At 33.2% G+C, this 25,468-nt stretch carries 22 protein-coding genes; 15 read left to right on the top strand and 7 right to left on the bottom strand.

The window, feature by feature from the left end; translation table 11 throughout:
* Positions 1–5: 5 nt before the first annotated feature.
* The 3 genes from AAGV33_RS14460 to porX form a co-directional block, all read right to left on the bottom strand.
* Positions 6–1,205: an alanine dehydrogenase gene (locus AAGV33_RS14460; protein ID WP_373392909.1), complete on the bottom strand. Its 1,200-nt coding sequence runs from the start codon at positions 1,203–1,205 to the stop codon at positions 6–8.
* 211 nt (positions 1,206–1,416) lie between these two features.
* Entirely contained in the window at positions 1,417–1,824 is a 408-nt protein-coding gene (gene tsaE, locus AAGV33_RS14455) for a tRNA (adenosine(37)-N6)-threonylcarbamoyltransferase complex ATPase subunit type 1 TsaE (RefSeq protein WP_373392908.1), read from the bottom strand.
* A gap of 60 nt (positions 1,825–1,884) precedes the next feature.
* Positions 1,885–3,438 carry a T9SS response regulator signal transducer PorX gene (gene porX / locus AAGV33_RS14450; RefSeq protein WP_373392907.1) on the bottom strand — a complete coding sequence of 518 codons (1,554 nt, stop codon included), beginning with the start codon at positions 3,436–3,438 and terminating at the stop codon, positions 1,885–1,887.
* A 284-nt stretch (positions 3,439–3,722) separates the two neighbouring features.
* Here porX and AAGV33_RS14445 point away from each other — a divergent pair, with 284 nt between their 5' ends.
* Positions 3,723–4,202: a GyrI-like domain-containing protein gene (locus AAGV33_RS14445; protein ID WP_373392905.1), complete on the top strand. Its 480-nt coding sequence runs from the start codon at positions 3,723–3,725 to the stop codon at positions 4,200–4,202.
* Between the two features lie 148 nt (positions 4,203–4,350).
* Complete coding sequence (gene chrA, locus AAGV33_RS14440; RefSeq protein WP_373392904.1) at positions 4,351–5,478, top strand: chromate efflux transporter; 1,128 nt, start codon at positions 4,351–4,353, stop codon at positions 5,476–5,478.
* A gap of 100 nt (positions 5,479–5,578) precedes the next feature.
* Here the strand turns inward: chrA and AAGV33_RS14435 are convergent, their stop codons facing one another.
* The 4 genes from AAGV33_RS14435 to AAGV33_RS14420 are packed head-to-tail and all read right to left on the bottom strand — an operon-like array spanning position 5,579 to position 11,768.
* Positions 5,579–6,979, bottom strand: coding sequence for an efflux transporter outer membrane subunit (locus AAGV33_RS14435; protein ID WP_373392903.1), 1,401 nt, complete (start codon positions 6,977–6,979; stop codon positions 5,579–5,581).
* A complete protein-coding gene (locus AAGV33_RS14430) occupies positions 6,969–10,133 on the bottom strand; it encodes an efflux RND transporter permease subunit (protein ID WP_373392901.1) in 3,165 nt (1,054 codons plus the stop codon). The genes AAGV33_RS14435 and AAGV33_RS14430 overlap by 11 nt, the downstream gene beginning before the upstream one ends.
* 21 nt (positions 10,134–10,154) lie before the next feature.
* A complete protein-coding gene (locus AAGV33_RS14425) occupies positions 10,155–11,264 on the bottom strand; it encodes an efflux RND transporter periplasmic adaptor subunit (protein WP_373392899.1) in 1,110 nt (369 codons plus the stop codon).
* A 9-nt stretch (positions 11,265–11,273) separates the two neighbouring features.
* Positions 11,274–11,768, bottom strand: a complete 495-nt coding sequence (locus AAGV33_RS14420; protein ID WP_373392897.1) for a GbsR/MarR family transcriptional regulator — start codon at positions 11,766–11,768, stop codon at positions 11,274–11,276.
* A gap of 239 nt (positions 11,769–12,007) precedes the next feature.
* On the opposite strand from AAGV33_RS14420, the gene AAGV33_RS14415 reads away from it, so the two are divergent.
* From AAGV33_RS14415 to AAGV33_RS14355, 13 genes are all read left to right on the top strand, one after another.
* Positions 12,008–12,802 carry a 3-keto-disaccharide hydrolase gene (locus AAGV33_RS14415; protein WP_373392896.1) on the top strand — a complete coding sequence of 265 codons (795 nt, stop codon included), beginning with the start codon at positions 12,008–12,010 and terminating at the stop codon, positions 12,800–12,802.
* 125 nt (positions 12,803–12,927) lie between these two features.
* Entirely contained in the window at positions 12,928–14,157 is a 1,230-nt protein-coding gene (locus tag AAGV33_RS14410; RefSeq protein ID WP_373392894.1) for an HD domain-containing protein, read from the top strand.
* 40 nt (positions 14,158–14,197) lie between these two features.
* Positions 14,198–15,244 (top strand): UDP-3-O-(3-hydroxymyristoyl)glucosamine N-acyltransferase, encoded by a 1,047-nt coding sequence (gene lpxD, locus AAGV33_RS14405; protein WP_373392892.1) that lies wholly within the window; start codon positions 14,198–14,200, stop codon positions 15,242–15,244.
* Positions 15,237–16,628 (top strand): bifunctional UDP-3-O-[3-hydroxymyristoyl] N-acetylglucosamine deacetylase/3-hydroxyacyl-ACP dehydratase, encoded by a 1,392-nt coding sequence (locus AAGV33_RS14400; RefSeq protein ID WP_373392931.1) that lies wholly within the window; start codon positions 15,237–15,239, stop codon positions 16,626–16,628. The genes lpxD and AAGV33_RS14400 overlap by 8 nt, the downstream gene beginning before the upstream one ends.
* 72 nt (positions 16,629–16,700) lie before the next feature.
* Positions 16,701–17,486 (top strand): acyl-ACP--UDP-N-acetylglucosamine O-acyltransferase, encoded by a 786-nt coding sequence (gene lpxA / locus AAGV33_RS14395; RefSeq protein WP_373392891.1) that lies wholly within the window; start codon positions 16,701–16,703, stop codon positions 17,484–17,486.
* Between the two features lie 136 nt (positions 17,487–17,622).
* Entirely contained in the window at positions 17,623–18,189 is a 567-nt protein-coding gene (gene efp, locus AAGV33_RS14390; protein WP_373392889.1) for an elongation factor P, read from the top strand.
* Between the two features lie 94 nt (positions 18,190–18,283).
* Positions 18,284–19,213, top strand: coding sequence for a UDP-3-O-(3-hydroxymyristoyl)glucosamine N-acyltransferase (locus AAGV33_RS14385; protein WP_373392887.1), 930 nt, complete (start codon positions 18,284–18,286; stop codon positions 19,211–19,213).
* Between the two features lie 172 nt (positions 19,214–19,385).
* Positions 19,386–20,258, top strand: a complete 873-nt coding sequence (gene sucD, locus AAGV33_RS14380; RefSeq protein ID WP_373392886.1) for a succinate--CoA ligase subunit alpha — start codon at positions 19,386–19,388, stop codon at positions 20,256–20,258.
* Positions 20,259–20,462: 204 nt separating this feature from the next.
* Positions 20,463–20,885 carry a hypothetical protein gene (locus tag AAGV33_RS14375; RefSeq protein ID WP_373392884.1) on the top strand — a complete coding sequence of 141 codons (423 nt, stop codon included), beginning with the start codon at positions 20,463–20,465 and terminating at the stop codon, positions 20,883–20,885.
* A 135-nt stretch (positions 20,886–21,020) separates the two neighbouring features.
* Positions 21,021–21,767: a 3-oxoacyl-[acyl-carrier-protein] reductase gene (fabG, locus tag AAGV33_RS14370; RefSeq protein WP_373392883.1), complete on the top strand. Its 747-nt coding sequence runs from the start codon at positions 21,021–21,023 to the stop codon at positions 21,765–21,767.
* Between the two features lie 108 nt (positions 21,768–21,875).
* A complete protein-coding gene (locus tag AAGV33_RS14365) occupies positions 21,876–23,903 on the top strand; it encodes a hypothetical protein (RefSeq protein WP_373392881.1) in 2,028 nt (675 codons plus the stop codon).
* Positions 23,904–23,953: 50 nt separating this feature from the next.
* Positions 23,954–24,913, top strand: coding sequence for a YeiH family protein (locus AAGV33_RS14360; RefSeq protein ID WP_373392929.1), 960 nt, complete (start codon positions 23,954–23,956; stop codon positions 24,911–24,913).
* Between the two features lie 14 nt (positions 24,914–24,927).
* Entirely contained in the window at positions 24,928–25,407 is a 480-nt protein-coding gene (locus AAGV33_RS14355) for a hypothetical protein (protein ID WP_373392880.1), read from the top strand.
* Positions 25,408–25,468 lie beyond the last annotated feature (61 nt).

Raw genomic sequence — 25,468 nt, 5'->3', positions numbered from 1 at the left:
TTTACTTAAAACACAATTAAATTAATGTCGTTGTTAGGCAAATCAAACCAGTCGCCAATGGCTCTGTTGGTAAGAATTCCGTGGTAAGTATAAATTCCGTTTTTTAAGCCTTTATCACAGCGAATGGCACTTTCTAATCCACCGTCTTCGGCAATTTTTAATAAATAGGGAGTAATAATATTGCTAATTGAAAGCGAGGCAGTCTTAGAATAACGTGAAGGAATATTAGGAACGCAATAGTGCAGAATATCGTTTTTTATAAAGGTAGGTTTTTCATGTGTGGTAACTTCTGAAGTTTCAAAACAACCGCCAGTATCAATGCTTACATCAACAATTACAGCTCCTTTTTTCATGTGTTCCACCATAGTTTCGGTAACAACAATTGGACAACGTTCTAAACCACGCATGGCACCAATAGCTACATCACAACGTCTTAACGCTTTCATTAAAGCCTTAGGTTGAATGGTTGAAGTAAAAATACGTTGGCTTAAACTATTTTGCAGTCGTCTTAATTTGGTAATCGAATTATCAAAAACTTTGATATTAGCCCCTAAACCAATAGCTGTTTTAGCCGCAAATTCTCCAGCAGTTCCAGCGCCTAAAATAACAACTTCAGTAGGAGGAACTCCTGTAATGTTTCCGAATAAGAGGCCTTTTCCCTGGGAATTAGCAATCATCAATTCGGCAGCAATTAGGATGGAAGCCGTACCGGCAATTTCGCTTAACGATTTTACAACAGGGTACGTTTCATCTACATCTTTAAGGTATTCGAAAGCGAGTGCAGTAATTTTTTTCTTAGTTAGGGCTTCGAAATAATCTTTTTTCTTAGTTTTTAATTGAATTGCCGAAATTAAAATCGTTTGATTGTTCATCATTTTGATTTCGGCTACCGTAGGCGGTTCTACTTTTAATATCATTGGGCAACTAAAAACTTTTTGAGTGTCTTTTGTTACTTCGGCACCAGCTTCAGAATATTCTCTGTCTGAATAACTGGCATTTTCTCCGGCTCCTGATTCTATCATTACACGATGACCATGACAGACTAAGGAACTCACTGCATCTGGTGTTAAGCAAATGCGGCGTTCTTGATAGCTAGTTTCTTTTGGCATACCAATAAATAGTTCGCCTTTTTTTCTAGCTACTTCCAGCTTCTCTTCCTGAGGTAATAACTGTTGTTTTGTAAATGGAGTTATTGATATTGACATCGTTTTCGGTACAATTAAAAAGTAAAATTACACAAAAAGATTAAAAAAATAAGCTTTATATTCTGATAAAAACTCAATTGAATTTATTTATTAACATAAAACTTCTTTTTGGCTCATTTTAAGGTTTTTATTAAGAAGTATTTTCGGGATAATTTCGAATAATTATAACTTATATAGCTAATAATCAATTACTAATGTGTACTGAATCAAATTAGTCTATTTTTAAGAGACGTTTTCCATCTTCCAAAACTTCAATTGTAACAGTTGAATGTGATTCGGGAATAAGACTCGCAATGTTTTCGGCCCATTCGATAAAACACCAATTTCCAGAATACAAATAATCATCCACACCCATATCTAGTGCTTCAGTTTCTTTTTTTAATCGGTAAAAATCAAAATGGTAAACTATTTGATTATCTGTAGTTTCGTATTCGTTAACTAAAGAAAAAGTAGGACTACTGGTGGCTTCGGTAACGCCCAAAGTTTTACACAATTGTTTGATAAAAGTGGTTTTTCCAGCACCCATTTCGCCATTAAAAAGCATTACTTTATTCGGTCGAGAGGCTATGATTAATTCGGCGACGTTGTCTATTTCGTTTAATGAAAAAGTGATTTCCATGATTTTAGTTTTTTAGTACCTAGCCCTTAGTTTCGCTTTCCGATGCTAAGGACTAAATCCCTACTTCGGATTAAATATCAAACAAGGAATGATCATTTCTTCCAGAGAGATTCCTCCATGTTGATAGGTATTTTTATAATAACTCACATAATGATTGTAGTTGTTGACGTAAGCCAAAAACAAATCATTTTTTGCAAAAATATAAGAACTACTCATATTAATTGCAGGTAAACCAATTTTTTTAGGGTCTTTTACCGCATAAACATCTTTGCTTTCATACGTAAGACTTCGACCGGTTTTGTAACGCAAATTCAAACTGGTGTTTTTATCGCCTACCACTTTTGATGGATTTTTGACGTTGATCGTTCCGTGATCGGTAGTTAGAATCAATTTGAAACCTAGTTTTTGAGCTTGTTGAATAATCTCTAATAAAGGTGAATTCTTAAACCAACTCAAGGTCAATGAACGATAGGCTTTGTCATCGGCAGCGAGTTCTTTAACTACGTCCATTTCAGTTTTAGCGTGCGAAAGCATATCCACAAAATTGTAAACTATAGTCACCAAATCATTTTCTTTTAAAGCTCTAAAACTTTCCACCAGCTTTTTACCCGAAGCCATATTGGTAATCTTGAAATAATCTTCTTTGATATTCAACCCCAAACGTTTTAATTGAGCGGAAAGAAATTCGGCTTCAAATAAGTTTTTTCCGCCTTCATCAGGATCATTTTTCCAATATTCAGGATGCCTTTTTTCCATTTCCACGGGCAATAAACCCGAGAAAACAGCATTTCTGGCATACTGAGTTGCAGTAGGTAAAATAGAATAATAAGGAACTTCTTTTTCTAGTTTGTAATAATCGGCTACTACGCTTTCAAAAGCTTTCCATTGGTCGTAACGCAAATTGTCAATTACAACAAATAAAACTGGTTTGTCTTTTTTCTTCAATTCAGGAACTACTAATTCTTTGAATAAAGTGTGCGACTGAATAGGTTTATCGGCTTTTGGTTCAAACCAGTCTTCATAATTACGCTCTATGAATTTTCCAAACTGAGAATTAGCTTCCACTTTTTGCGATTCCAGAATTTCAATCATACTTTGATCGTTAATATCTTCAAGCTGCAATTCCCAAAACAAGAGTTTTTTATACAATTCAATCCAGTCTTCATAGCTGTTGACCATGCCCATTTCCATAGCAATTTTTCGAAATTCCTTTTGGTAATCTAAGGTTGTTTTTTGAGAAATCAGTTTCGAATTATCCAAATTCTTCTTTAAACTCAACAGAATTTGGTTGGGATTCACGGGTTTGATCAGGTAATCGGCAATTTTAGCGCCAATGGCTTCCTCCATGATATATTCTTCCTCACTTTTGGTAATCATAATCATCGGAATAGCACTTTTTTTCTCTTTCATTTCCGAAAGAGTTTCCAGACCGCTCATTCCAGGCATATTTTCGTCTAAGAAAACAATATCAAAGTTTTCGTTTTCGAATATTTCAATGGCGTCAAGACCATTATTGCAGGTCGTAACTTCATAATTTTTTTTCTCTAAAAAAAGAATATGAGGTTTTAGATAATCAATCTCATCGTCAACCCAAAGTATTTTTATTTTGTCCATAATATATAAATAACAATCAAATTAATAGTTTCACAGAACGTTAAATAACGTCTGTACATTGTGCAAATTAAAGATTTTATAGGCTCCAAGTTCCTAATATTATGATAAAATTTATTCTATTCGTTATTCTCTTAATGTTTGTATTTACGAAGAAAAGAGAACTAAAAAAGAAGAATACTGAAAGCTAATAGCAATCAGAAGAAGAAAGATTAATATTAAAATATCGGAAATATATGACGTGTGTTTGACAGTATTTCAATAGATTTGTATTAAACAAAATAGAAATGAAACCCAGAATCACCGCACTTTCAGAAAAAAAACTAATTGGTTGTAAGCAAAATATGAATTATGCAGCTTATAATTCTGTTTCGTTATGGCAAAGTTTTATGCCTATAAAAAAAGAAATTGTAAATACTGTAAGTGCTGATTTGTTTTCGGTTCAAAAATTTCCAGAAGGTTTTTGGTGTAATTTTAATCCTAATACAATTTTCGAAAAATGGGCTGCAGTGGAAGTGACTGATTTTGAATGCATTCCTGCCAATATGAATTCGTTAGTGATTCCAAGTGGTTGGTATGCTGTTTTTGATTACAAAGGCGATGCGAGTGATGCGCCAGCCTTTTTTGAATCTATCTTTGGTACTTGGTTACCAAATTCGGCTTACGTTGTGGACAACCGACCGCATTTTGAAATTTTGGGTAGTAAATACAAGAAAGGCGATCCGAATTCAGAAGAGGAAATTTGGATTCCCATTAGGTTGAAATAATTACTTGAATTTTTATGGAACGGAAACTGATTTTAGCAGATTTGAACGGATTTTTTATTTTCTTTTCTTGAAAAATTCGTTTTATTTGTTTTTAAATTAATCTGTTTTTACATAGAAATGTGGAATTTAGCCTAAAATAATCTTTGTGATGAATGAAAAACAACGTCTAAAAGAACTTGCTCAACTTTTTCTAAAATTAGGATTCATTGGTTTTGGTGGTCCTGCGGCACATATAGCCATGATGCAAAATGAAGTAGTCGTGAAACGAAAATGGCTCGACGAGCAGCATTTTCTGGATTTATTAGGTGCTACCAACTTAATTCCAGGACCTAACAGCACCGAAATGGCGATTCATATTGGTCATGAAAGAGCAGGAGTGAAGGGCTTAATAGTTTCAGGACTTTGTTTTATTTTGCCTGCTGTTTTCCTCACGGCTGGTTTTGCCTGGCTGTACAAAGAATACGGTCAATTACCCGAAATTCAACCCTTTTTATACGGAATCAAACCGGCTATTATTGCCATTATTTTAGGAGCCATTTTTCCTTTGGCAAAAAAATCATTAAAAACCATTCCTTTAGCAATTATTGGCAGCATTGTTTTAGTGCTATCTCTTTTGCATTTCAACGAAATTGCCTTGCTTTTTGGAGCAGGGTTTCTGTCGTTATTTTGGTTTTCGATACAAAATAAAAATTTGGAGAAAAGGAGCTGGATTCCGCTTGCTCTTTTTCCTGTTTCTCAAACTACTTTGGTAGCAGCCAGTAATTGGAATTTATTTCTGATATTCTTAAAAATTGGTTCTATTCTCTACGGAAGCGGCTATGTTTTATTTGCTTTTTTGGATGCCGAATTAGTTGCCAAAGGTTTACTAACCCGAACCGAATTGATTGATGCCATTGCTGTGGGACAATTTACTCCTGGGCCTGTTTTTTCATCAGTAACATTTGTAGGCTATCAAATTAATGGACTTTCAGGAGCTTTGGTTTCCACCATAGCCATATTTTTACCTTCTTTTGTATTTGTTGCTCTACTGAATCCATTGGTTAAAAAATTACGAAATTATAAACCCTTTTCCGTTTTTCTGGATGCTGTAAATGTGTCTTCGGTAGCTATAATCATTTCGATTTGTATCCAAATGGGAACCGACACCATTACCGATTGGCGTACTATTTTGATTGCACTGGTAAGTATTTTGATAGCCTTTAATTACAAGAAAATAAACAGTGCTTTCATTGTGATTGGAGGTGCATTTTTAGGGTATATTTTGAGTTTTTTATAATCGTTGGAAATTATCAAAAAACAAAAAAGCCATCTCATTTTTGAAACAAGATGGCTTTATGAATATATAACCTAATTTAATTCTGGTACGAGAATTAAGCTTATTGCCATCCGCCACCTAAGGCTCTGTACAATTGAATGATAGCATTATTTTGTTGGTATTTATTCGAAATCAAATCCAATTCGGCATTTAATGCAGCATCTTTAGCAGTCAAAACTTCGAGATAGTTGGCCAAACCGTAAGTTAACAATTCATCAGAAAAATCAGAAGCCGATTTTAAAGCATCAACTTGTTTTTCTCTGATAGTCAATTTATAAGTTTCATTATTGTATTGTGCCAATGCATCCGAAACTTCTTTTCCTGCATTCAATAATGATTGTTCAAATTGCAAATAGGCTCTTTCCTGATTTGATTTTGCAATTTCAAACTTGGTTTTTATTTGCCTTTGATTAAAAATAGGCTGCGTTATTCCTGTAACAACATTACTGAAAAAAGAATTCAAACTCAACCATTCTTTAATATCGATACTTTGTAAACCTCCAGTAGCTGTAATTTTTAATGTTGGGTAAAAACTACTTTTTGCTGCATTTGTCATCTCAAAATTCGTGATCAAATTGTATTCTGCAGCAATTACATCAGGTCTGTTTCGCAGTAAATTTGCAGGAACTCCCAGCGTGATATCAGGTTGCAACGTATGTAAATCAAAAGAACTTCTCTCAATTTTTTGAGGCGCTTGTCCTAAAAGAATACTCATTTTGTTTTCTAAAAGAATACTGTTAATCTTCAAATCAGCTAAGATTACTTCGGTAGCATATTTTTGTGCTTCGGTTTGTTTGACACCAACTTCCGTTACGTTTCCTGATTTTTTAAGAGAAACAATAGTTTCAATACTTTTGTCTCTGTTGATTAGTGTTTCTTCTGCCAATTTAATTTGGGCGTCAACAGCTAATAACTGAAAATAAGTGGAAGCAATATCTGAAATCAATTGGGTTTTTACTGCCTGATTTGCCGAAATACTTTGAAGATAACTTGCATTAGCAGCGCGTTTGTTGCTTCTGATTTTCCCCCAAATATCAGCTTCCCAACCTAAAGTCCCTGTTAATTGGTACTGATTGGTACTTCTGTTTTGAACAATTGCACCAAATTGACTGTTCTTAGAAAGTTCTTGATGCGTCCAGTCGGCACCAGCAGATAATGTTGGAAAGTATCCTGCTTTTCCTTGTTTCATGGAAGCCTCGGCAGCAGCAATGTTTTGTATAGCTATTTTAATATCCAGATTGTTTTCTAATCCTTTTTTGATATAGCCTTGTAAAATAGGATCAGTAAAAACCTTATCCCAGGAAACATTGGCTAATGAAGTAGTGTCGGTCGAAACTACTTCATTGCGGTATAAATTTTCAGTTTTTAATTCGGGACGTTTGTAATCTTTGGCAACAAAACACGATTGCATTAGTACAGCCGAAACTCCTACGAGTACGATTTTATATGTTTTATTTTTCATTGTTATTTTCTAAAAGATTAACATCTGATTCAGTTGTTGTTGGTAAAGGTTTTGTAGAAATACGTTCTTGTAAATTTTGGAATATGATATACAAAATAGGCACTACAAATACTCCTAAAATGGTTCCTATTAGCATTCCTCCAATAGCTCCTGTTCCAATGGCTTTGTTACCAATAGCTCCAGCTCCTTGAGCTAACATTAATGGTAATAAACCAAGAATAAAGGCAAATGAGGTCATCAAAATAGGACGTAAACGTGCCACAGAACCTTCAACAGCAGCTCGAGAAACACTCATGCCTTTTCGTCGGGCATCGGCAGCAAATTCGACTATCAAAATAGCATTTTTGGCGAGTAATCCAATAAGCATGATTAATGTAATTTGCAAGTAAATGTTGTTACTCACATTGAAAAAATAGGCAAAAATGTAAGCTCCTGCTAAACCAATTGGCAATGATAATAATACTGCAAAAGGCAACATATAACTTTCGTATTGAGCAGCTAATAAGAAATACACAAAAATTAAACACAATAAGAAAATGTACAAAGTTTGTCCACCAGCACTAATTTCCTCACGAGTCATTCCTGAGAATTCATATCCATATCCAAGAGGTAAATTTTGACTGGCAACTTCTTCAACAGCTTTAATAGCATCTCCAGAACTAAAACCTTCATTTGGTGCTCCTGTAATTTTTACAGATGTAAATAAATTGAAACGATCGATTGCCTGAGGACCAAATACTTTTTCCAATTTCACAAATTCAGAAATGGGAGCCATTTGTCCGTTGCTATTTCTAACCAATACTTTATTTAACGATTGCGGATCTGTTCTAAATTGCGGCTCTGATTGATAAACCACACGGAATTGTTTTCCAAATTTATTAAAATTCGATGCGTAAACTCCACCATAATACCCTTGCATAGTTCCTAAAATATCAGTAACTGTTAATCCTGATTTTTTGATAGCGGCCACATTCAAATCAATTCTATATTGTGGATAGTTTGGAGAGAATGAGGTAGTAGCATATTGTATTTCAGGACGACTATTTAAGGCAGCCAAAAATTTGCTATTCACTTCACTCAGCTCTTGAATACTTCCTCCTTTTTGATCTTGCAACTGGAATTCAATTCCATTAGAATAACCAAAACCAACCAATGTAGGACGAGCAAAAAACAATACTTTAGCATCTTTTACAGCAGCAGCACGTTTAAATAATTCTTGTACTACAAGAGTAATTTCCTGATTAGCATCTTTACGGTCGGCCCATGGTTTTAATTTTACAATTACCATCCCGTAGTTGCTACCCGTACCACTAATTAGACTTCGACCAGAAATACGCAGCAATTCTTGTATTTCAGGAATATCTTTTACTTTATTTTCAATTTCTAATAATACTTCTTCGGTTCTTTCTAATGATGTTCCAGGAGGAAGTGATACATCTGAAAGAATAGCTCCAGTATCTTCACCAGGTACAAAAGCCTTTGGTGTTATATTTAATAATAAAATAAAAATTCCGGCAAAAACAGCAATTCCTAAAAAGGACAACCATTTTCTTTTTATCAAAAATTCTACTGATCTTTTGTATTTATATGTGGTAGTTTCAAACCCTGTATTAAAAGCGGTGTAAAAGCGTTGTAAAAAGCCTTTTTTCTTTTCTTCACCATGAGGTTTTAAGAAAATAGCACATAGGGCAGGAGAGAGTGTCAATGCGTTAATAGCAGATAATACAATAGAAACTGCTAATGTCAAACCAAATTGTTTGTAAAAAACTCCCGCAGAACCACTAATAAATGAAACCGGAATAAATACAGCAGACATTACTAAGGTAATCGAAATAATAGCACTACTAATATCCCCCATGGCACTATGAGCTGCTTTTTTAGGATCGTGTTCTCCCGCTTCCATTTTAGCGTGAACGGCCTCGACGACCACAATGGCATCATCGACCACAATACCTACGGCAAGTACTAATGCAAACAACGTTAATAAGTTGATGGTAAAACCAAATAAACTTAGGAAAAAGAAGGTTCCTACAATAGCAACCGGTACTGATATAGCTGGAATAAGTGTGGATCTCCAATCTTGCAAAAAGACAAAAACAACAATAAATACCAATATAAAAGCTTCTATCAAGGTATGAATTACTTTAGAAATAGATTCTTCTAAGAAATCATTCGCATTAATTAAAGTGGTGTATTTTACTCCTTTAGGAAAATTAACCACCGATTCATCCATTACTTTCAACGAACCTTCAATTACATCCTGAGCATTTGAACCTGCTGTCTGCGCAATAGCAATAGCGATAGATTGGTGTCCGTTTGTAAATGATTTACTGGCATAATTCACTGCACCCAACTCAATTCTAGCAACATCGCCTAATTTTAGCACTTCACCACTTGGGGTAGAACGCACAATAATTTCTTCAAATTCTTCTGTGCTTTGTAAACGTCCTTTGTATTTTAAAGTGTATTGAAAAGATTGATCGCCGCTTTCTCCTAATTGTCCAGGTGCGGCTTCAATATTTTGATCGGCTAATAATGCCGTAATATCCGAAGGAACTAATCCATAAGCTCCCATTACATCTGGTTTCAACCAAATACGCATCGAATAATCTCTTTGACCAAATATCATGGCCTCACCAACTCCAGGAACACGTTTTATTTTAGGTAAAATATTGATGTTGGCATAGTTTTGAAGAAATGTAATATCATAATCCGGGTTTTCACTGTACACCGATAAAATTAAAATATTATCACTTTGTCTTTTAGATGTAGTAACTCCGGCTCTGGTAACTTCTTGTGGCAATAAGGGTGTCGCACGAGAAACACGATTTTGCACGTTTACCGCTGCTAAATCAGGATTAGTACCTAATTTAAAATAAATATTTACGGATGCTGAACCATCATTATTTGAAGTAGAAGTCATATAAGTCATGTCTTCTACACCATTAATTTGCTCTTCTAGCGGAATAACTACCGAGTTCATTACTACTTCGGCACTGGCTCCCTGATAATTTGCGGAAACCGTTACAGTAGGCGGTGCTATTTCGGGATATTGAGAAACAGGAAGCGAGATTAACCCTAAAACTCCCAATATAACGATGATGATAGAAACCACCGTTGACAAAACGGGTCTGTCAATAAATTTTGAAAACATAATGTGCTATTTAGTCGATTGTTAGTTAACTGCTTTTTCTTCAGAATTGATTATTGTAGCATAATCAACTAATTCAGGTTTGATTAAAGTTCCTTCTGAAACTATTCCAACACCTTCAATAAGTATTTTATCGTTTTCATTTAATCCTTTATCGACTACAAAAAAGCGACCTCCAGGAACGGCACGTACTTCAACAGGAACAGCTTTTACTTTATTGTCTTTGTCAGCTACTAAAACAATACGTTTGTCTTGCATTTCTAATGTAGCATTTTGTGGAATGATGATTACTTCTTTCAAGTTAGTTGGAATTTGAATTGATCCACTTCCACCAGAACGCAACAATTTGTTTGCATTTGGAAAACTAGCTCTTACATTAAATGAACCTGTTTGTGTATTAGCTTGACCACTAAATGTTTCAATTTTCCCTGCTTTTTCATATTTCATTCCATTGCTTAATATCAAATTGACACTTGGCATTTTAGTAATTTTTTCCTGAAATGTTTTCCCAGGAGCATTCATAGTTATGTCCAATTGCTGTTTTTCATTCATTGAAAAATAGGCAAAAATAGTACTCACATCAGAAATTCGAGTTAATGGTTCAGTCGTTTGACTACTCACATAACTCCCTAATCTTAAAGGTAAAGTTCCAACAATTCCATTCACTGGACTTTTGATTGATGCGTAATTTATTTTTGCAACTATACCTTGATAAGTACTTTTAGCACTGGCTAAATTGGCTTTAGCTGTTTCTAATTGTACATCACTAATGATATTGCGTTCTACCAAAGGAATCAAACGATTAACTTCCACTTGAGCAGCAGCAACTTTTGCTTTGGCAGCACTAGCTTCCTGATTTGCAGTTTGTGTTTCTAGCTTAAAAAGCAATTGTCCTTTTTTAACTTCCTGACCTTCTTGAACATATATTTTTTCGATATAACCGTCCACCTTTGCACGGATATCAATATCTGTGATTCCTTCTAAAGTAGCAGGATACTCTGCTAATAAAGTAGTATTTGATTTAGTTACTGCAACAACCTTGTAGGGCATTACAGGAGGAGCAGCTTTTTCTTCTTTTTTTCCACAAGCTACTAATAGTATTAAACTTATAATGGATAATGAAAGTTTCTTCATTGGGATGGATTATTTATTGTTATTATTATTGATTTCTATTTGTTTAAATTCGTTTATGGTTTTAGTAAATACTTTTTCCACTTCGATTACGTGTGTTCTATAAGCTTTTATATTTTCTAAATTGCATTTTTCTTCTGAACAAGAGGCAGTTGCTTCTCTGTAATCGACCATTCGATTGATAATGACCATCTCAGAATCTATCAATTTTAGAAAATTGGCTAAACGTTCACTTAATTTGGCAGGCTTGAAATATTTTTTTCGATCTCTTGCTTTAGTAAAAAAAGAAATTTTCTCTATGTGTAAGAGCAAGTTCAAATTAGTAGAAATAGAACTTTTACTAGCACCCAATTTTTCAACTAAAGATTCAAAAGTCAATCCAGTCTTGCATCCATCAATAATTAGAGTGCCTAATATTCTCGCTGCAAGGGGAGGAATGTTATACAATTTCTCAAAATAGTTTCCGTATAGCTCAATAATTTCTTCTCTTTCTTTTGCAATATCCATGGTGAAATTTTTTGCAAATTTACGACTGGTTCGGTAATTACCGAACTAACCGAACTTAATTTTATGTTAATTTTCTGTAAACTATTTTAGTTGGCGAGAGCCTAATTATGCTTTTTGTCTGAAAAAGAAAGATTTATGATTTAAATAGTCCTTTGAAAAATTAAAATAAGTTGTTGAAAAAATGCTTAATATTGAATTTCGAACAAAGATTAACTAACTCAAACCAAATATATTTAACTATGAAATTTAAAAATTTGAAATATTCATTTGTAATGGTAAGCCTGTTTTCTGCTACTGCGTCTATGGCACAACATCAATTTGTAAGCACTCCGCCAGAGGTTTCTCCGATGCCGATGAAACCTGAAATGACAGAAATATGGGAACCAGAAGTAAAAGTAATTATACCTGCAAAAATTCTTGGTAACGCACCTTCGGATGCGATTATTTTATTTGACGGTAAAAATTTAGATCAATGGGTAAGTAAAAAAGATGCTAATAAACCAGCTGCATGGAAAATTGTCGATAAAGATTATATGGAAATTGTTCCTGGTTCTGGCGATATTCAAACTAAAATGGCGTTTGGAGATTGTCAATTGCATTTGGAATGGAGCGCTGCAGATGTTGTTTTAGATGGAGGACAGGCGAGAGGCAATAGTGGTGTGTTTTTTCAAAACAGATATGAATTACAAATTTTGGATTCTTATAACAACCGAACCTATAGTAACGGTCAGGCGGGAAGTATTTATAAAGATCATGCACCATTAGTAAATGCTGTAAAAACACCATTAGAATGGAATATTTATGATGTGATTTATACGGCACCACGATTTAAAGCGGATGGAAAAATTGATGCTCCTGCAAGAATTACTGTTTTTCTAAATGGTGTTTTGATACAAAATAATGTAACAATTAATGGCTTAACGCTTTATATAGGTTTACACAATTATCCGTCGCCTCATGGTGATGATGTTATTTCGCTTCAGGATCACGGTTCTAAAAATCAATTTAGAAATATTTGGATTAGAAAATTGTAAAAAGAATCAAAAAGAGAATTTTAGAAAAGCTCTTTGAAGTTTGATAAAGCCAAATGACAATTAGTAATTTTACTTTTTTTACAATCTAATTTACTTATATTTGTCAACCTAAAATTCAAGTTGTAGTGAGTCAAATCAATAAATTAAAAATATTCAACGACCCCATTTATGGGTTTATTACCATACCTAACGCTTTAATTTACGATTTAATACAGCATCCATATTTCCAGCGTTTGCGTCGAATTACACAAATGGGTTTGTCTTATTTAGTCTATCCAGGAGCAAATCACACTCGTTTTCATCATGCTCTAGGTTGTATGCATTTGATGCAAAAAGCAGTTGATGTTTTACGTTTTAAAGAAGTATCTATTTCTGAAGAAGAAGAAAACGCGCTTTATATTGCTATTTTGTTGCATGATATCGGGCATGGACCGTTTTCGCATGCTATGGAAAAAAGCATTGTAGAAGATGTACATCATGAGGAAATTTCGTTATTGTTCATGAAACAATTGAATGTTGAATTTGAAGGACAATTAAGCTTAGCCATTAAAATATTCGAAGGAGATTATCATCGAAAATTCATGCTGCAATTGATTTCAAGTCAATTGGATATGGATCGAATGGATTATTTAAAACGCGATAGTTTTTACTCTGGTGTTGCCGAAGGAAATGTTAATTCAGAGCGTTTAATTCAAATGATGAATGTGGAAGATGATTTCTTGGTTATTGAAGAGAAAGGAATTTATTCGGTTGAGAAATTTTTAATGTCCCGCCGATTAATGTATTGGCAGGCGTATTTGCATAAAACCAGTTTGGTGGGCGAATTGATTTTAACCAGAATCTTAAAGCGTGCTAAAGAGTTGACTTTAAAAGAAACTATTTTGCCTTGTAGCGAACCTTTACAGTTTTTTATGCAAAATAAAATTTCGCTGGAAGCTTTTAATACTATTACTTTAGATTTGTTTTCTCAACTGGATGATTTTGATATTATTAGCGCATTAAAATCTTGGCAAAGACATGATGATTTTATTCTGTCTTCTTTAAGCAAAATGATCATTAACAGAGATTTATTGAAAATAAAATTGACTAGTGAAAAAGTAGCTATTGAAGATTTAAATCCGTTAAAAGAGCGTTTTGCATTAGAAAATAACATCAGCATAGTTGATACAAATTATTTTATTTTTAAAGGCAAAATTAAAAATCAGGCTTATGATAAAGAGGCTGAACCCATACGAATCTTGAAAAAAGATAGAACGGTAGAAGATGTGATTGAATCATCCGATCAGTTGAATTTAAAGTCTTTATCAAAATCAGTGACTAAATATTATATCTGTTTCCCAAAACAACTGATATAAATCCACATTTGAAATCTATTTTTTTTATATTTTTGTCGGAATGAAATTTACAGCAGAACAAATAGCGGGTGTTTTAGGAGGCGAAGTCGTAGGGAATCCTCTGGCTGAAGTTCACGAGCTTTCTAAAATTGAGGAGGGAAAAGTGGGTTCTTTAACTTTTTTGTCCAATCCGAAATACAACAACTACATTTATACTACCGAAGCTACAATAACCATTGTCAACAAAAGCTTTATCCCAGAATCTCATTTAAACACTACATTAATCAAGGTAGAAGACGCTTATTTGGCTTTTTCTAATTTGTTAGAATTTTACGATCAAGCAAAAAAAGCCAGTAAACAAGGTGTTGAACCGCATACGGTACTTTCTGAAGACACAAAGTATGGTGAGAATTTTTATTTAGGTAGCTTTAGTTATGTGGGGACGAATGTAAACATTGGTGATAATGTAAAAATTTATCCGAATTGTTTTATTGGAGATAATGTTGTCATTCGTAATAATGTCACTATTTTTGCCGGCGCTAAGATTTATTCAGAATCCATAATTGGTAATAATTGTACCATTCACGCAGGAACTGTAATAGGTTCCGATGGTTTTGGTTTTGCTCCAAATCCCGACGGTAGTTATAAAAAAATTCCTCAAATTGGGAATGTTATTCTTGAAGATGATGTAGAAATAGGATCTTGTACCACAATTGACAGAGCTACATTAGGATCAACAATTATAAGAAAAGGGGTTAAGCTGGACAATCAAATCCAGATAGCTCACAATGTAGAAATAGGGGAGAATACTGTAATTGCTGCTCAAACAGGAGTTGCTGGTTCAACTAAAATTGGTAAAAACGGAATGATTGGCGGGCAAGTAGGGATATCTGGACATTTAACAATTGGAAACAATGTTAGAATCCAAGCCCAATCAGGAGTGGCTAGAAATATAAAAGACGACGAAGTTTTGCAAGGAAGCCCAACATTTGGCTATAATGATTTTAGTAAATCGTATGTTCATTTTAAAAATTTACCTAAGATTATCGCAGAAATTGACGAATTAAAAAAACAAATATTAAACCAAAAAAATGGAAAAAATGGTTAAACAGAAGACCATCAAAACAGAAATATCGTTAACAGGAGTTGGGTTACACACCGGTAAAGAAGTTAAAATGACTTTTAAACCTGCTCCGGTAAATAATGGTTTTACTTTTGTTAGGGTAGATTTAGAAGGGCATCCAATTATTGAAGCTGACGCTAATTATGTTGTAAACACACAACGCGGAACTAATTTAGAAAAATTAGGAGTTAAAATTCAAACACCAGAGCACGTTTTGGCTGCTTTAGTAGGTTGTGATTTAGATAACGTAATTATCGAATTGAATGCTTCAGAACTTCCTATTATGGATGGTTCTTCAAAATATTTTGTTGAAGCTTTAGAAAAAGCAGATGTAGAAGAACAAAATGCTAACCGTAATGTTTATGTGGTAAAAGAAGTTATTTCGTTTACTGATGAAGCAAGCGGTAGCGAAATTCTAGTAATGCCTAGTGATCATTATACGGTAACTACAATGGTTGATTTTGGTACTAAAATATTAGGTACACAAAATGCAACACTAAAAAACATTAGTGATTTTAAAACTGAAATTGCTTCTTCCAGAACTTTTAGTTTCTTACACGAATTAGAATCTCTTTTAAACAATGGTTTGATTAAAGGAGGCGATTTAAATAATGCTATCGTTTATGTAGATAAAGAAATATCTGAAACTACGATGGAGAATTTAAAAGTAGCTTTTGGTAAAGAAACGATTAATGTAAAACCAAATGGAATTCTTGATAATTTAACTTTACACTATCCTAATGAGGCTGCAAGACACAAATTATTGGATGTAATTGGTGATTTAGCTTTAATTGGAACAAAAATTCAAGGGAAAATTATTGCAAACAAGCCTGGGCATTTTGTAAATACTCAATTTGCTAAAAAAATGGCGAAAATGATTAAAATCGAACAACGTAATTACGTTCCTGTTTACGATTTAAATCAAGAACCATTGATGGATATCCATAAAATCATGGCTGTTTTGCCTCATAGACCTCCGTTTTTATTGATTGACAGAATTATCGAAATGTCGGATAATCACGTAGTGGGAATGAAAAATGTAACCATGAATGAAAATTTCTTTGTTGGACATTTTCCAGATGCTCCCGTTATGCCAGGCGTTTTAATTGTAGAAGCTATGGCACAAACAGGAGGAATTTTAGTTTTAAGTACCGTTCCTGATCCAGAAAATTATTTGACTTATTTCATGAAAATTGATAATGTTAAATTTAAATATAAAGTATTACCTGGAGATACTTTAATCTTTAAATGTGATTTAATTACTCCTATTAGAAGAGGAATTTGTCACATGCAAGCGAATGCTTATGCTAATGGAAGATTAGTTGCTGAAGCTGAATTGATGGCTCAAATAGCTAGAAAACAACAATAAATTGAACAGTTTCCCTGTTACTATAGAAGGCTTTAATAGTAATTAAGGTGATTAATTAAAAACAAGAAATAGATGAATCAACCATTAGCATATGTTCATCCTGGCGCAAAAATCGCCAAAAATGTGGTTATTGAACCTTTTACAACCATTCATAATAATGTGGTAATTGGTGATGGTACTTGGATCGGTTCTAATGTAACTATCATGGAAGGTGCGAGAATTGGAAAAAATTGCAATATTTTTCCTGGTGCTGTTATCTCGGCAGTTCCACAAGATTTAAAATTTGGTGGAGAAGATTCATTAGCAATCATTGGTGACAATTGTACCATTAGAGAATGTGTAACCATTAATAGAGGTACAAATGCTTCTGGGCAAACGGTTATTGGAAATAATTGTTTAATTATGGCAGCCGCTCATATTGCTCATGATTGCGTAGTAGGAGATAATGCTATTATTGTAAACGGAGTGCTTTTAGGTGGTCACGTAATTGTGGGTAAATACGCCGTATTAGGTGGTTTAGCAGCTGTTCATCAATTTATTAATATTGGAGACCACGCTATGGTTTCTGGTGGTTCGTTAATTCGTAAAGATGTTCCTCCTTATACAAAAGCGGCTAAAGAACCTTTATCTTATGTAGGAATTAATTCTGTAGGATTAAGAAGAAGAGGCTTTGCAACCGAAAAAATAAGAGAAATTCAGGATATTTATAGAATTCTATATCAAAAGAATTATAATACTACTCAGGCTTTAGGAATTATTGAAGCCGAAATGGAAGCAACTCCGGAAAGAGATGAAATTATCGATTTTATTAGAAATTCATCTCGTGGTATTATGAAAGGTTACAGCGGGAACTATTAATCCTCACCCCAGCCCTCTCCAAAGGAGAGGGAGTTAAATCAGATTATAAAAAAAATATATAATAATTAAGTAACATAATTCCATCCAGTTACCTTCCCCTTCGGGTAGGGTTGGGGTGGAAAAAAAACAACAAAAAATGGCATCTACATCAGATATTAGAAACGGACTTTGTATTAAATACAATCACGATATTTATAAAATTATCGAATTTTTACATGTTAAACCAGGAAAAGGACCTGCTTTTGTAAGAACAAAATTAAAAAGTTTAACAACTGGAAAAGTATTGGATAATACATTTTCAGCAGGACATAAAATAGAAGATGTACGTGTGGAAACACATACTTACCAGTATTTATATGCTGAAGGAGATCAATTTCATTTCATGAATAACGAATCTTTTGAGCAAATTACTTTAAGCAAAAGTATTCTTGACAACCCTGATTTATTGAAAGAAGGAACAAATGTAATGGTTCAGGTGAATACTGAAACTGATTTACCTTTGTCAGTAGATATGCCAGCTTCAATTATTCTTGAAGTAACGTATGCAGAGCCAGGAGTAAAAGGAAATACAGCGACTAATGCTACTAAATCAGCGACTGTTGAAACAGGAGCTACAGTTAACGTACCTTTGTTTATTAATGAAGGTGATAAAATTAAAATTGATACTGCTTCAGGTTCTTACATGGAGCGTGTAAAAGAGTAGTTTAATTGAAGTATTTAAAGATTAAATGATTTTAAACTTTAAGTTAACAATAGCATTTTTTAATCTTTAAATTTTTCAATCTTTAAATTAATTTATGAAATTTACAAGAGCACATTCTTTAAAAGAAATAGCAGCTTTACTTAATTGTGAATTTGTTGGGAATGAAGATTTTCAAGTTTTGGGCATGAACGAAATTCATGTGGTAGAAAAAGGAGATATCGTTTTTGTAGATCATCCTAAGTACTACGACAAAGCTTTAAATTCAGCCGCTACAATTGTTTTAATCAATAAAAGAGTAGATTGTCCTGAAGGAAAAGCGTTGTTGATTTCTGAAGAACCATTTAGTGATTTTAACAAATTAACGCAGCACTTTAAGCCTTTTCAGTTTTCTGGAGTTGCTATTTCTCCAACGGCTGTAATTGGCGAAGGAACTGTCATTCAACCAAATTCTTTCGTTGGAAATCATGTTGTTATCGGGAAGAATTGTTTAATTCATTCGAATGTTTCTATTTATGACCATACGGTTTTAGGAGATAATGTAATTATTCATGCAGGAACCATTCTTGGAGCAGATGCTTTTTATTATAAAAAACGTCCCGATGGTTTTGACCAGTTGCTTTCGGGTGGGCGAGTAGTTATTGAGGATAATGTTGGAATTGGTGCGTTATGTACTATTGACAAAGGTGTTACTTGTGATACTACCATTGGAGAAGGAACAAAAATTGACAATCAGGTTCATGTAGGTCATGATACAGTAATTGGAAAAAAATGTTTAATTGCTTCTCAAACTGGAATTGCAGGATGTGTTATCATTGAAGACGAAGTTACTATCTGGGGACAAGTAGGTATGACCAGCGGAATTACTATTGGTTCAAAAGCAGTAATATTGGCTCAAGCCGGAGTAACAAAATCCCTATCAGGAAATAAAGTTTACAATGGAAATCCTGCACAGGATTCAAGGTCATTTTTGAAACAAATGGCTAATATTAAAAGGATTCCAGAAATATTGGATAAAGTAAAATAATAAAAAAAGCGCTCAATAAATTATTGTATTTTGTTTAAAAAGCCAATAATTTGTGTTGATGCTAACAAATGATTGCAATAACAAACTTTTTTTTGATAAGAAAAGAGCCCAAAATAATTTCGAAAACCTTATTTTTGCATCACAAATTTAAAAATCACATAAAATATATATCATGAGTGTTTTAGTTAACAAAGATTCCAAAATAATTGTTCAAGGTTTTACAGGAAGCGAAGGTACTTTCCACGCTTCTCAAATGATTGAATACGGTACTAACGTTGTAGGTGGTGTAACTCCAGGTAAAGGAGGATCAACTCACTTAGATCTTCCTGTTTTTAATACAGTTAAAGATGCGGTTGAAAAAGCAGGTGCTGATACTTCTATCATTTTTGTACCGCCAGCTTTTGCTGCTGATGCTATTATGGAAGCTGCTGATGCTGGAATTAAAGTAATTATTGCAATTACTGAAGGTATTCCTGTTGCTGATATGATCTATGCAAACAACTACGTTAAAGAAAGAAACGCTAGATTAATTGGGCCTAACTGTCCAGGTATCATCACTCCAGGTGAAGCTAAAGTAGGTATCATGCCAGGTTTTGTTTTCAAAAAAGGAACTATCGGTATTGTTTCTAAATCAGGAACTTTAACTTACGAAGCTGCTGACCAAGTAGTAAAACAAGGATTAGGAATCACTACTGCTATCGGTATTGGTGGAGATCCAATCATTGGAACAACTACTAAAGAAGCGGTTGAGTTATTGATGAATGATCCAGAAACTGAAGCAATTATCATGATTGGTGAAATTGGTGGACAATTAGAAGCTGATGCTGCTAAATGGATTAAAGCTGATGGTAACCGCAAGCCTGTAATTGGTTTTATCGCTGGAGAAACTGCTCCTGCTGGTAGAACTATGGGACATGCTGGTGCTATTGTTGGAGGTTCTGACGATACTGCTGCTGCTAAAAAACAAATTATGAGAGACAACGGAATTCACGTTGTTGATTCACCAGCTGAAATTGGTAAAAAAGTAAAAGAAGTTTTAGGATAATCTCTAAAACCGAATTTAAATAAATTAAGCCTCACATTTGTGGGGCTTTTTTAGCATAAAACAGAATTAAAGAAATACATTTGCACTCGATTAAAATTAGCAACGCTAATTTTGTTTGAAATAAATAAAAAATTAATAATTGGTTTCAAAAAAACAGGCTTTTATTGTCGCTTTTTTTGAAAATTCAATTCAAAAGAGAATACTATGTATAAGGAATTAGAAGGATTCAAAGTAAAAAATCAGTTTTCATTAACAATAGAAGATAGCTTAGAAGAAGTTTGTAACGCTACTGAAGGTTCAGGTGTGTTTTTAGTTTATGATGTTGCTGAAGCAAAAGAATTAATCATGGTAGGTTCTACAGGAACAGTACAAAATGATGGTACTTTGAAAACTAAAAATGGTGGATTGTATGATAAAATTGTAAACGGTCACCAATTTGCAAAAACAGGAAGAAAATATTCTTGGCCTGCACAAATGAAAAAAGAAGAAATTAGCCGTTTAGAAGTAGTTTGGTACGAAACATTTAATGACGATACTAAAGTAATTCCAACTTTTGTAGAAGGACAAGTTTTACAAAACTTTTTAAGCGAAAACGCTAAATTGCCAAGATGGAATGTAGCTTTCTAGTTCATTTTCAATGTAATAAAATAATATTAGGAATAGCCTTGCTTCGGTAAGGCTTTTTTTATAGCATAAATTTTATAAAACAGCTAAATCGTTTATATTTGTATCTCAATTTAGTAAATAAACTTATATCATAATATGAAATTACTTGAAGGAAAAGTAGCCATCATCACAGGCGCAAGTCGCGGAATTGGAAGAGGAATTGCAGAAGTTTTTGCAAAAAGCGGTGCTAATGTAGCTTTTACTTATAGCTCATCAGCTGAATCAGCTTTGGCTTTAGAAAATGAATTAAACGCTTTAGGTATTAAAGCAAAAGGATATAAATCCAATGCAGCTGATTTTAACGAAGCACAAACTTTAGTAGATACTGTTTTGGCTGATTTTGGTACTGTTGATATTTTAATCAACAATGCCGGAATTACAAAAGATAATTTATTAATGCGTATGTCAGAGGCTGATTTTGATCAGGTAATCGATGTGAATTTGAAATCGGTTTTCAATATGACTAAAGCTATTCAAAAAACATTTTTGAAAAAACGTGCGGGTTCAATCATCAATATTAGTTCAGTTGTAGGAGTTTCTGGAAATGCAGGACAAACCAATTATGCTGCTTCTAAGGCCGGTGCTATTGGATTTACAAAATCAGTAGCTTTAGAATTAGGTTCTCGTAACATTCGTTGTAATGCAATTGCTCCAGGATTTATTGAAACTGAAATGACTGCTAAATTAAGCGAAGATGTTGTAAAAGGATGGACAGAAGGAATTCCGTTGAAACGTGGTGGAACTACTGAAGATGTTGCAAATGCTTGTTTATTCTTAGCTTCAGATTTGAGTGCTTATGTAACAGGGCAAGTATTAAATGTTTGTGGAGGAATGTTAACATAAAATTACATTCAAAGATTTAATGATTTAAGAATTTAAAGATTTTTTATATTCGTAAATGTTTAGAATTTTTAAATTATTAAATCTTTCAATCTTTAAATTAAAAAATAAATGACAACTAACACCATTCTATTACTTGTATTTTCTTTAATAGTAGCAGTTGGGTTGTCTTATTTTCAATATTATTACAAAGCCAAGAGTAAATTAAAAATTAATTTGCTGTTGGCTTTTTTACGTTTTTTAGGGATTTTCGGTTTGTTATTGTTGCTGATTAATCCATTGATTACAACCAATACTACTGTTGTTGAAAAACCAATTCTTGCCATTGTTGCTGATAATTCGAGTTCTATTGTTAATTTGAAAGCAGATCAAACAGCTGCCGAATTATATACAAAACTTACATCGAATAAAGATTTAAAAGAAAAATACAATATTCAATCCTATCAATTTGATTCGGAATTTTTACCTTTTCAGAAATTAGATTTCAAGGGAACACAAACCAATTTAGACGGAATTGCTAAAGGTTTAAAAGCTATTAATCGAAATAATTCTTTTCCAACTGTACTTATTAGTGATGGAAATCAAACCTCAGGAAATGATTATGTATATAGTTTTGATGCTTCGAATAAAGTATTTCCTGTTGTTTTAGGAGATACGACAACTGTTTTAGATTTAAAAATCAACCAACTGAATGTTAATAAATATGCTTTTCTAAAAAATCAGTTTCCAGTTGAAGTTTTTCTACAGTATTCGGGAACAAAAAATATAACTGCTGATTTTCAAATTTCGCAGGGAAATTCAGTTCTAAACAAACAGCGTGTTTCTTTTTCGCCAACTAAAAATACAGCGGTTGTAAATGTACTTTTAACTGCAAATAAAATAGGAACGCAGTTGTATAAGGCTAGTTTGATTTCGACTGAAAAAGAAATAAATAGCTATAACAATCATAAAAATTTTGCTGTTGAAATCATTGATCAAAAAACAAATGTTGCTATAATTTCATCGATAAATCATCCTGATATTGCAGCTTTAAAACGAGCAATCGAATCTAATGCACAACGTAAAGTGACTGTTTTTAAACCAAAACAAATCAACCAATTAAATGGTTACAATGTTTTGATTTTATATCAGCCTACATCTGAATTCAAATCTATTTTTGAATCGAATAAATTGGCTCGAATCAATACATTTATTATTACGGGAACACATACTGATTTTGGATTTTTAAACCAGCAACAGAATAATTTAGAATTTAAAATGACTTCGCAAAAAGAAGATTATTTAGCTGGATTCAATTCGCAATTCAATCTTTTTGCTCTTGATAATATTGGTTTCGAAAATTTTCCGCCTTTACAAAATCCGTATGGAAAAATTAAGGTTAATGGAAGCATTAATATTTTACTTTCTTCAAAAATTAGAAATATGGAGACCGAAGCACCTTTACTTGCTTTTAGTGAAAATCAAGGAAGCCGTTCGGCCTTTTTATTAGGAGAAAACAGTTGGAAATGGCGATTAGAAAGTCATATTCAAAATGAATCTTTTGATAAGTACGATGTTTTTATTGATAAAATCGTTCAGTTTTTAGCGAGTACTAATTCTAAAAAATCTTTGATTGTCAATCACGAAAGTTTTTATAATTCAGGCGATGCTATCGAAATTACAGCACAATATTTCAATAAAAATTATGAGTTTGACGAAAAAGCACATTTGAGCATTATATTGGTTAATTCGAAAACTAAAAAAACTACAACTTACGATTTACTGAAAAGCAATAATGCTTACAAAGTTAATTTGGACGGTTTGCCAGCAGGCACTTATAATTTTACAGTAAAAGAATTGAACTCAAAATCGACGTATTCGAGTCATTTTGAAATTTTAGATTTTGATATCGAAAAACAATTTGTAAATCCTGACTTGAATCGATTGAATCAATTAGCTACTTTGACACAAGGAAAAGTTTATTTTCCAAATCAAATGGATGCTTTAATTCAATCACTTTTAGCGGATGAAAACTATAAAACGATTGAAAAAAACAACATCAGTCGTTCGCCTTTGATTGACTGGAAATGGTTGTTGGTTTTAATTTGTAGTTTTTTTGCCATCGAATGGTTTGTTCGAAAATACAATGGTTTGTTGTAACCAATTTTAAATTTTAATACAAAAGATTTCTCTTGAAAAAACAATCAAAAATTTTCCCTGAAAACGGAATCTTTAATTTCGAAAAACATAGCAGAGTACAGCAAATTATTTTTGTTAGTTTGCTTATCGTTTGCTTGACAGGAATAATAAGTCCGCCCATTGCATTATTGCTTGGATTATTGGTTGCTAATATTTCAGGACATCCTTGGTTGCATTTAAATCATAAAATAATTCACGTTTTACTTCAGGTTTCGGTAGTGGGTTTGGGGTTTGGAATGAATGTTACCAATGCTTTACATTCGAGCAAAGAAGGTTTTATATTAACGGTTGTCACTTTGTTTAGTACCATTTTATTGGGAACTTTTTTAGGAAAATGGCTCAAGACAGATAAAAAAACGTCTCATTTAATTTCTTGCGGAACTGCTATTTGTGGAGGAAGTGCAATTGCAGCGATTACTCCAGTTATTAAATCGGACGAAAAGCAAACTTCGGTAGCTTTAGGTGTCATTTTTATTCTGAATTCGATTGCTTTGTTTTTGTTTCCAACAATCGGACATTGGTTGGAATTATCTCAAGAAGATTTTGGACTGTGGTGTGCCTTAGCCATTCACGATACGAGTTCGGTGGTAGGAGCTGCTAATAAATATGGTTCATTGGCTTTGCAAATTGCAACTACAGTAAAACTGGCGCGTGCTTTATGGATTATTCCTATTGTTTTATTAACGAGTTTCTTGTTTAAGAATAAAACCAGCAAAATAAAAATCCCATATTTTATAGGATTTTTTATATTAGCAATGATTGTAAATACTTACGTTCCTCAAGCGGCAATTGTAACGCCTTATATTGTTTCAATTGCTAAAATTGGACTAACAGTTACTTTGTTTTTTATTGGTTCAGGACTAAGTAGTTCCGTTTTACTAGCCGTTGGAATAAAACCTTTAATACAAGGAATTTTATTATGGGGATTTATTGCATCTTTGTCTTTAATTGCAATTTTGTATCTGAATTAAAAAATAAAAAAATTATGAACGACGCTCATTTACACCTTTTAGTAAACCATTTTCCAATTGTTGGAAGCATTCTAGGATTATTGGTTTTATTAGGAGGTTTATTTTTTAAAAACAATTCCGTAAAAAATACGGCATACTGCTTATTTGTTATTGCTGCTCTTTTCTCATTTTTCAGCATGGCTACTGGTGAGGGAGCTGAAGAATTAGTAGAAGATATGCCTAATATTGGTCATAAAATCATCCACGAACATGAAGAATTTGCTGAAAGATTTGCCATCATCATGTATTTACTTGGAATTGTTTCCATTATTGGATTGATAACCAATATTAAAAAACATCCAAAAGCGAGTTTCTTTTCGTATGCCATTTTAGTTATAGCAATAGTTGCCGTATTTTTTTCCACAAAAGTGGGAACTTCTGGAGGAGAAATACGTCATACTGAAATTCGTTCTGAAGAAACGGTTCAGAATAGTAATGTTGAGAGTCCGGAATAATCGATTAATAGAGTTAGAGTCTCTTTAAATTTTTTCCCCTTTAGGGACGGGGAAAAGAAAA

The sequence above is a fragment of the Flavobacterium magnesitis genome, assembly GCF_041729735.1.
GTDB lineage: Bacteria > Bacteroidota > Bacteroidia > Flavobacteriales > Flavobacteriaceae > Flavobacterium > Flavobacterium magnesitis.
The sequence above is the reverse complement of the archived record's forward strand: the minus strand, read 5'-3'. Positions and strand labels throughout refer to the sequence as shown.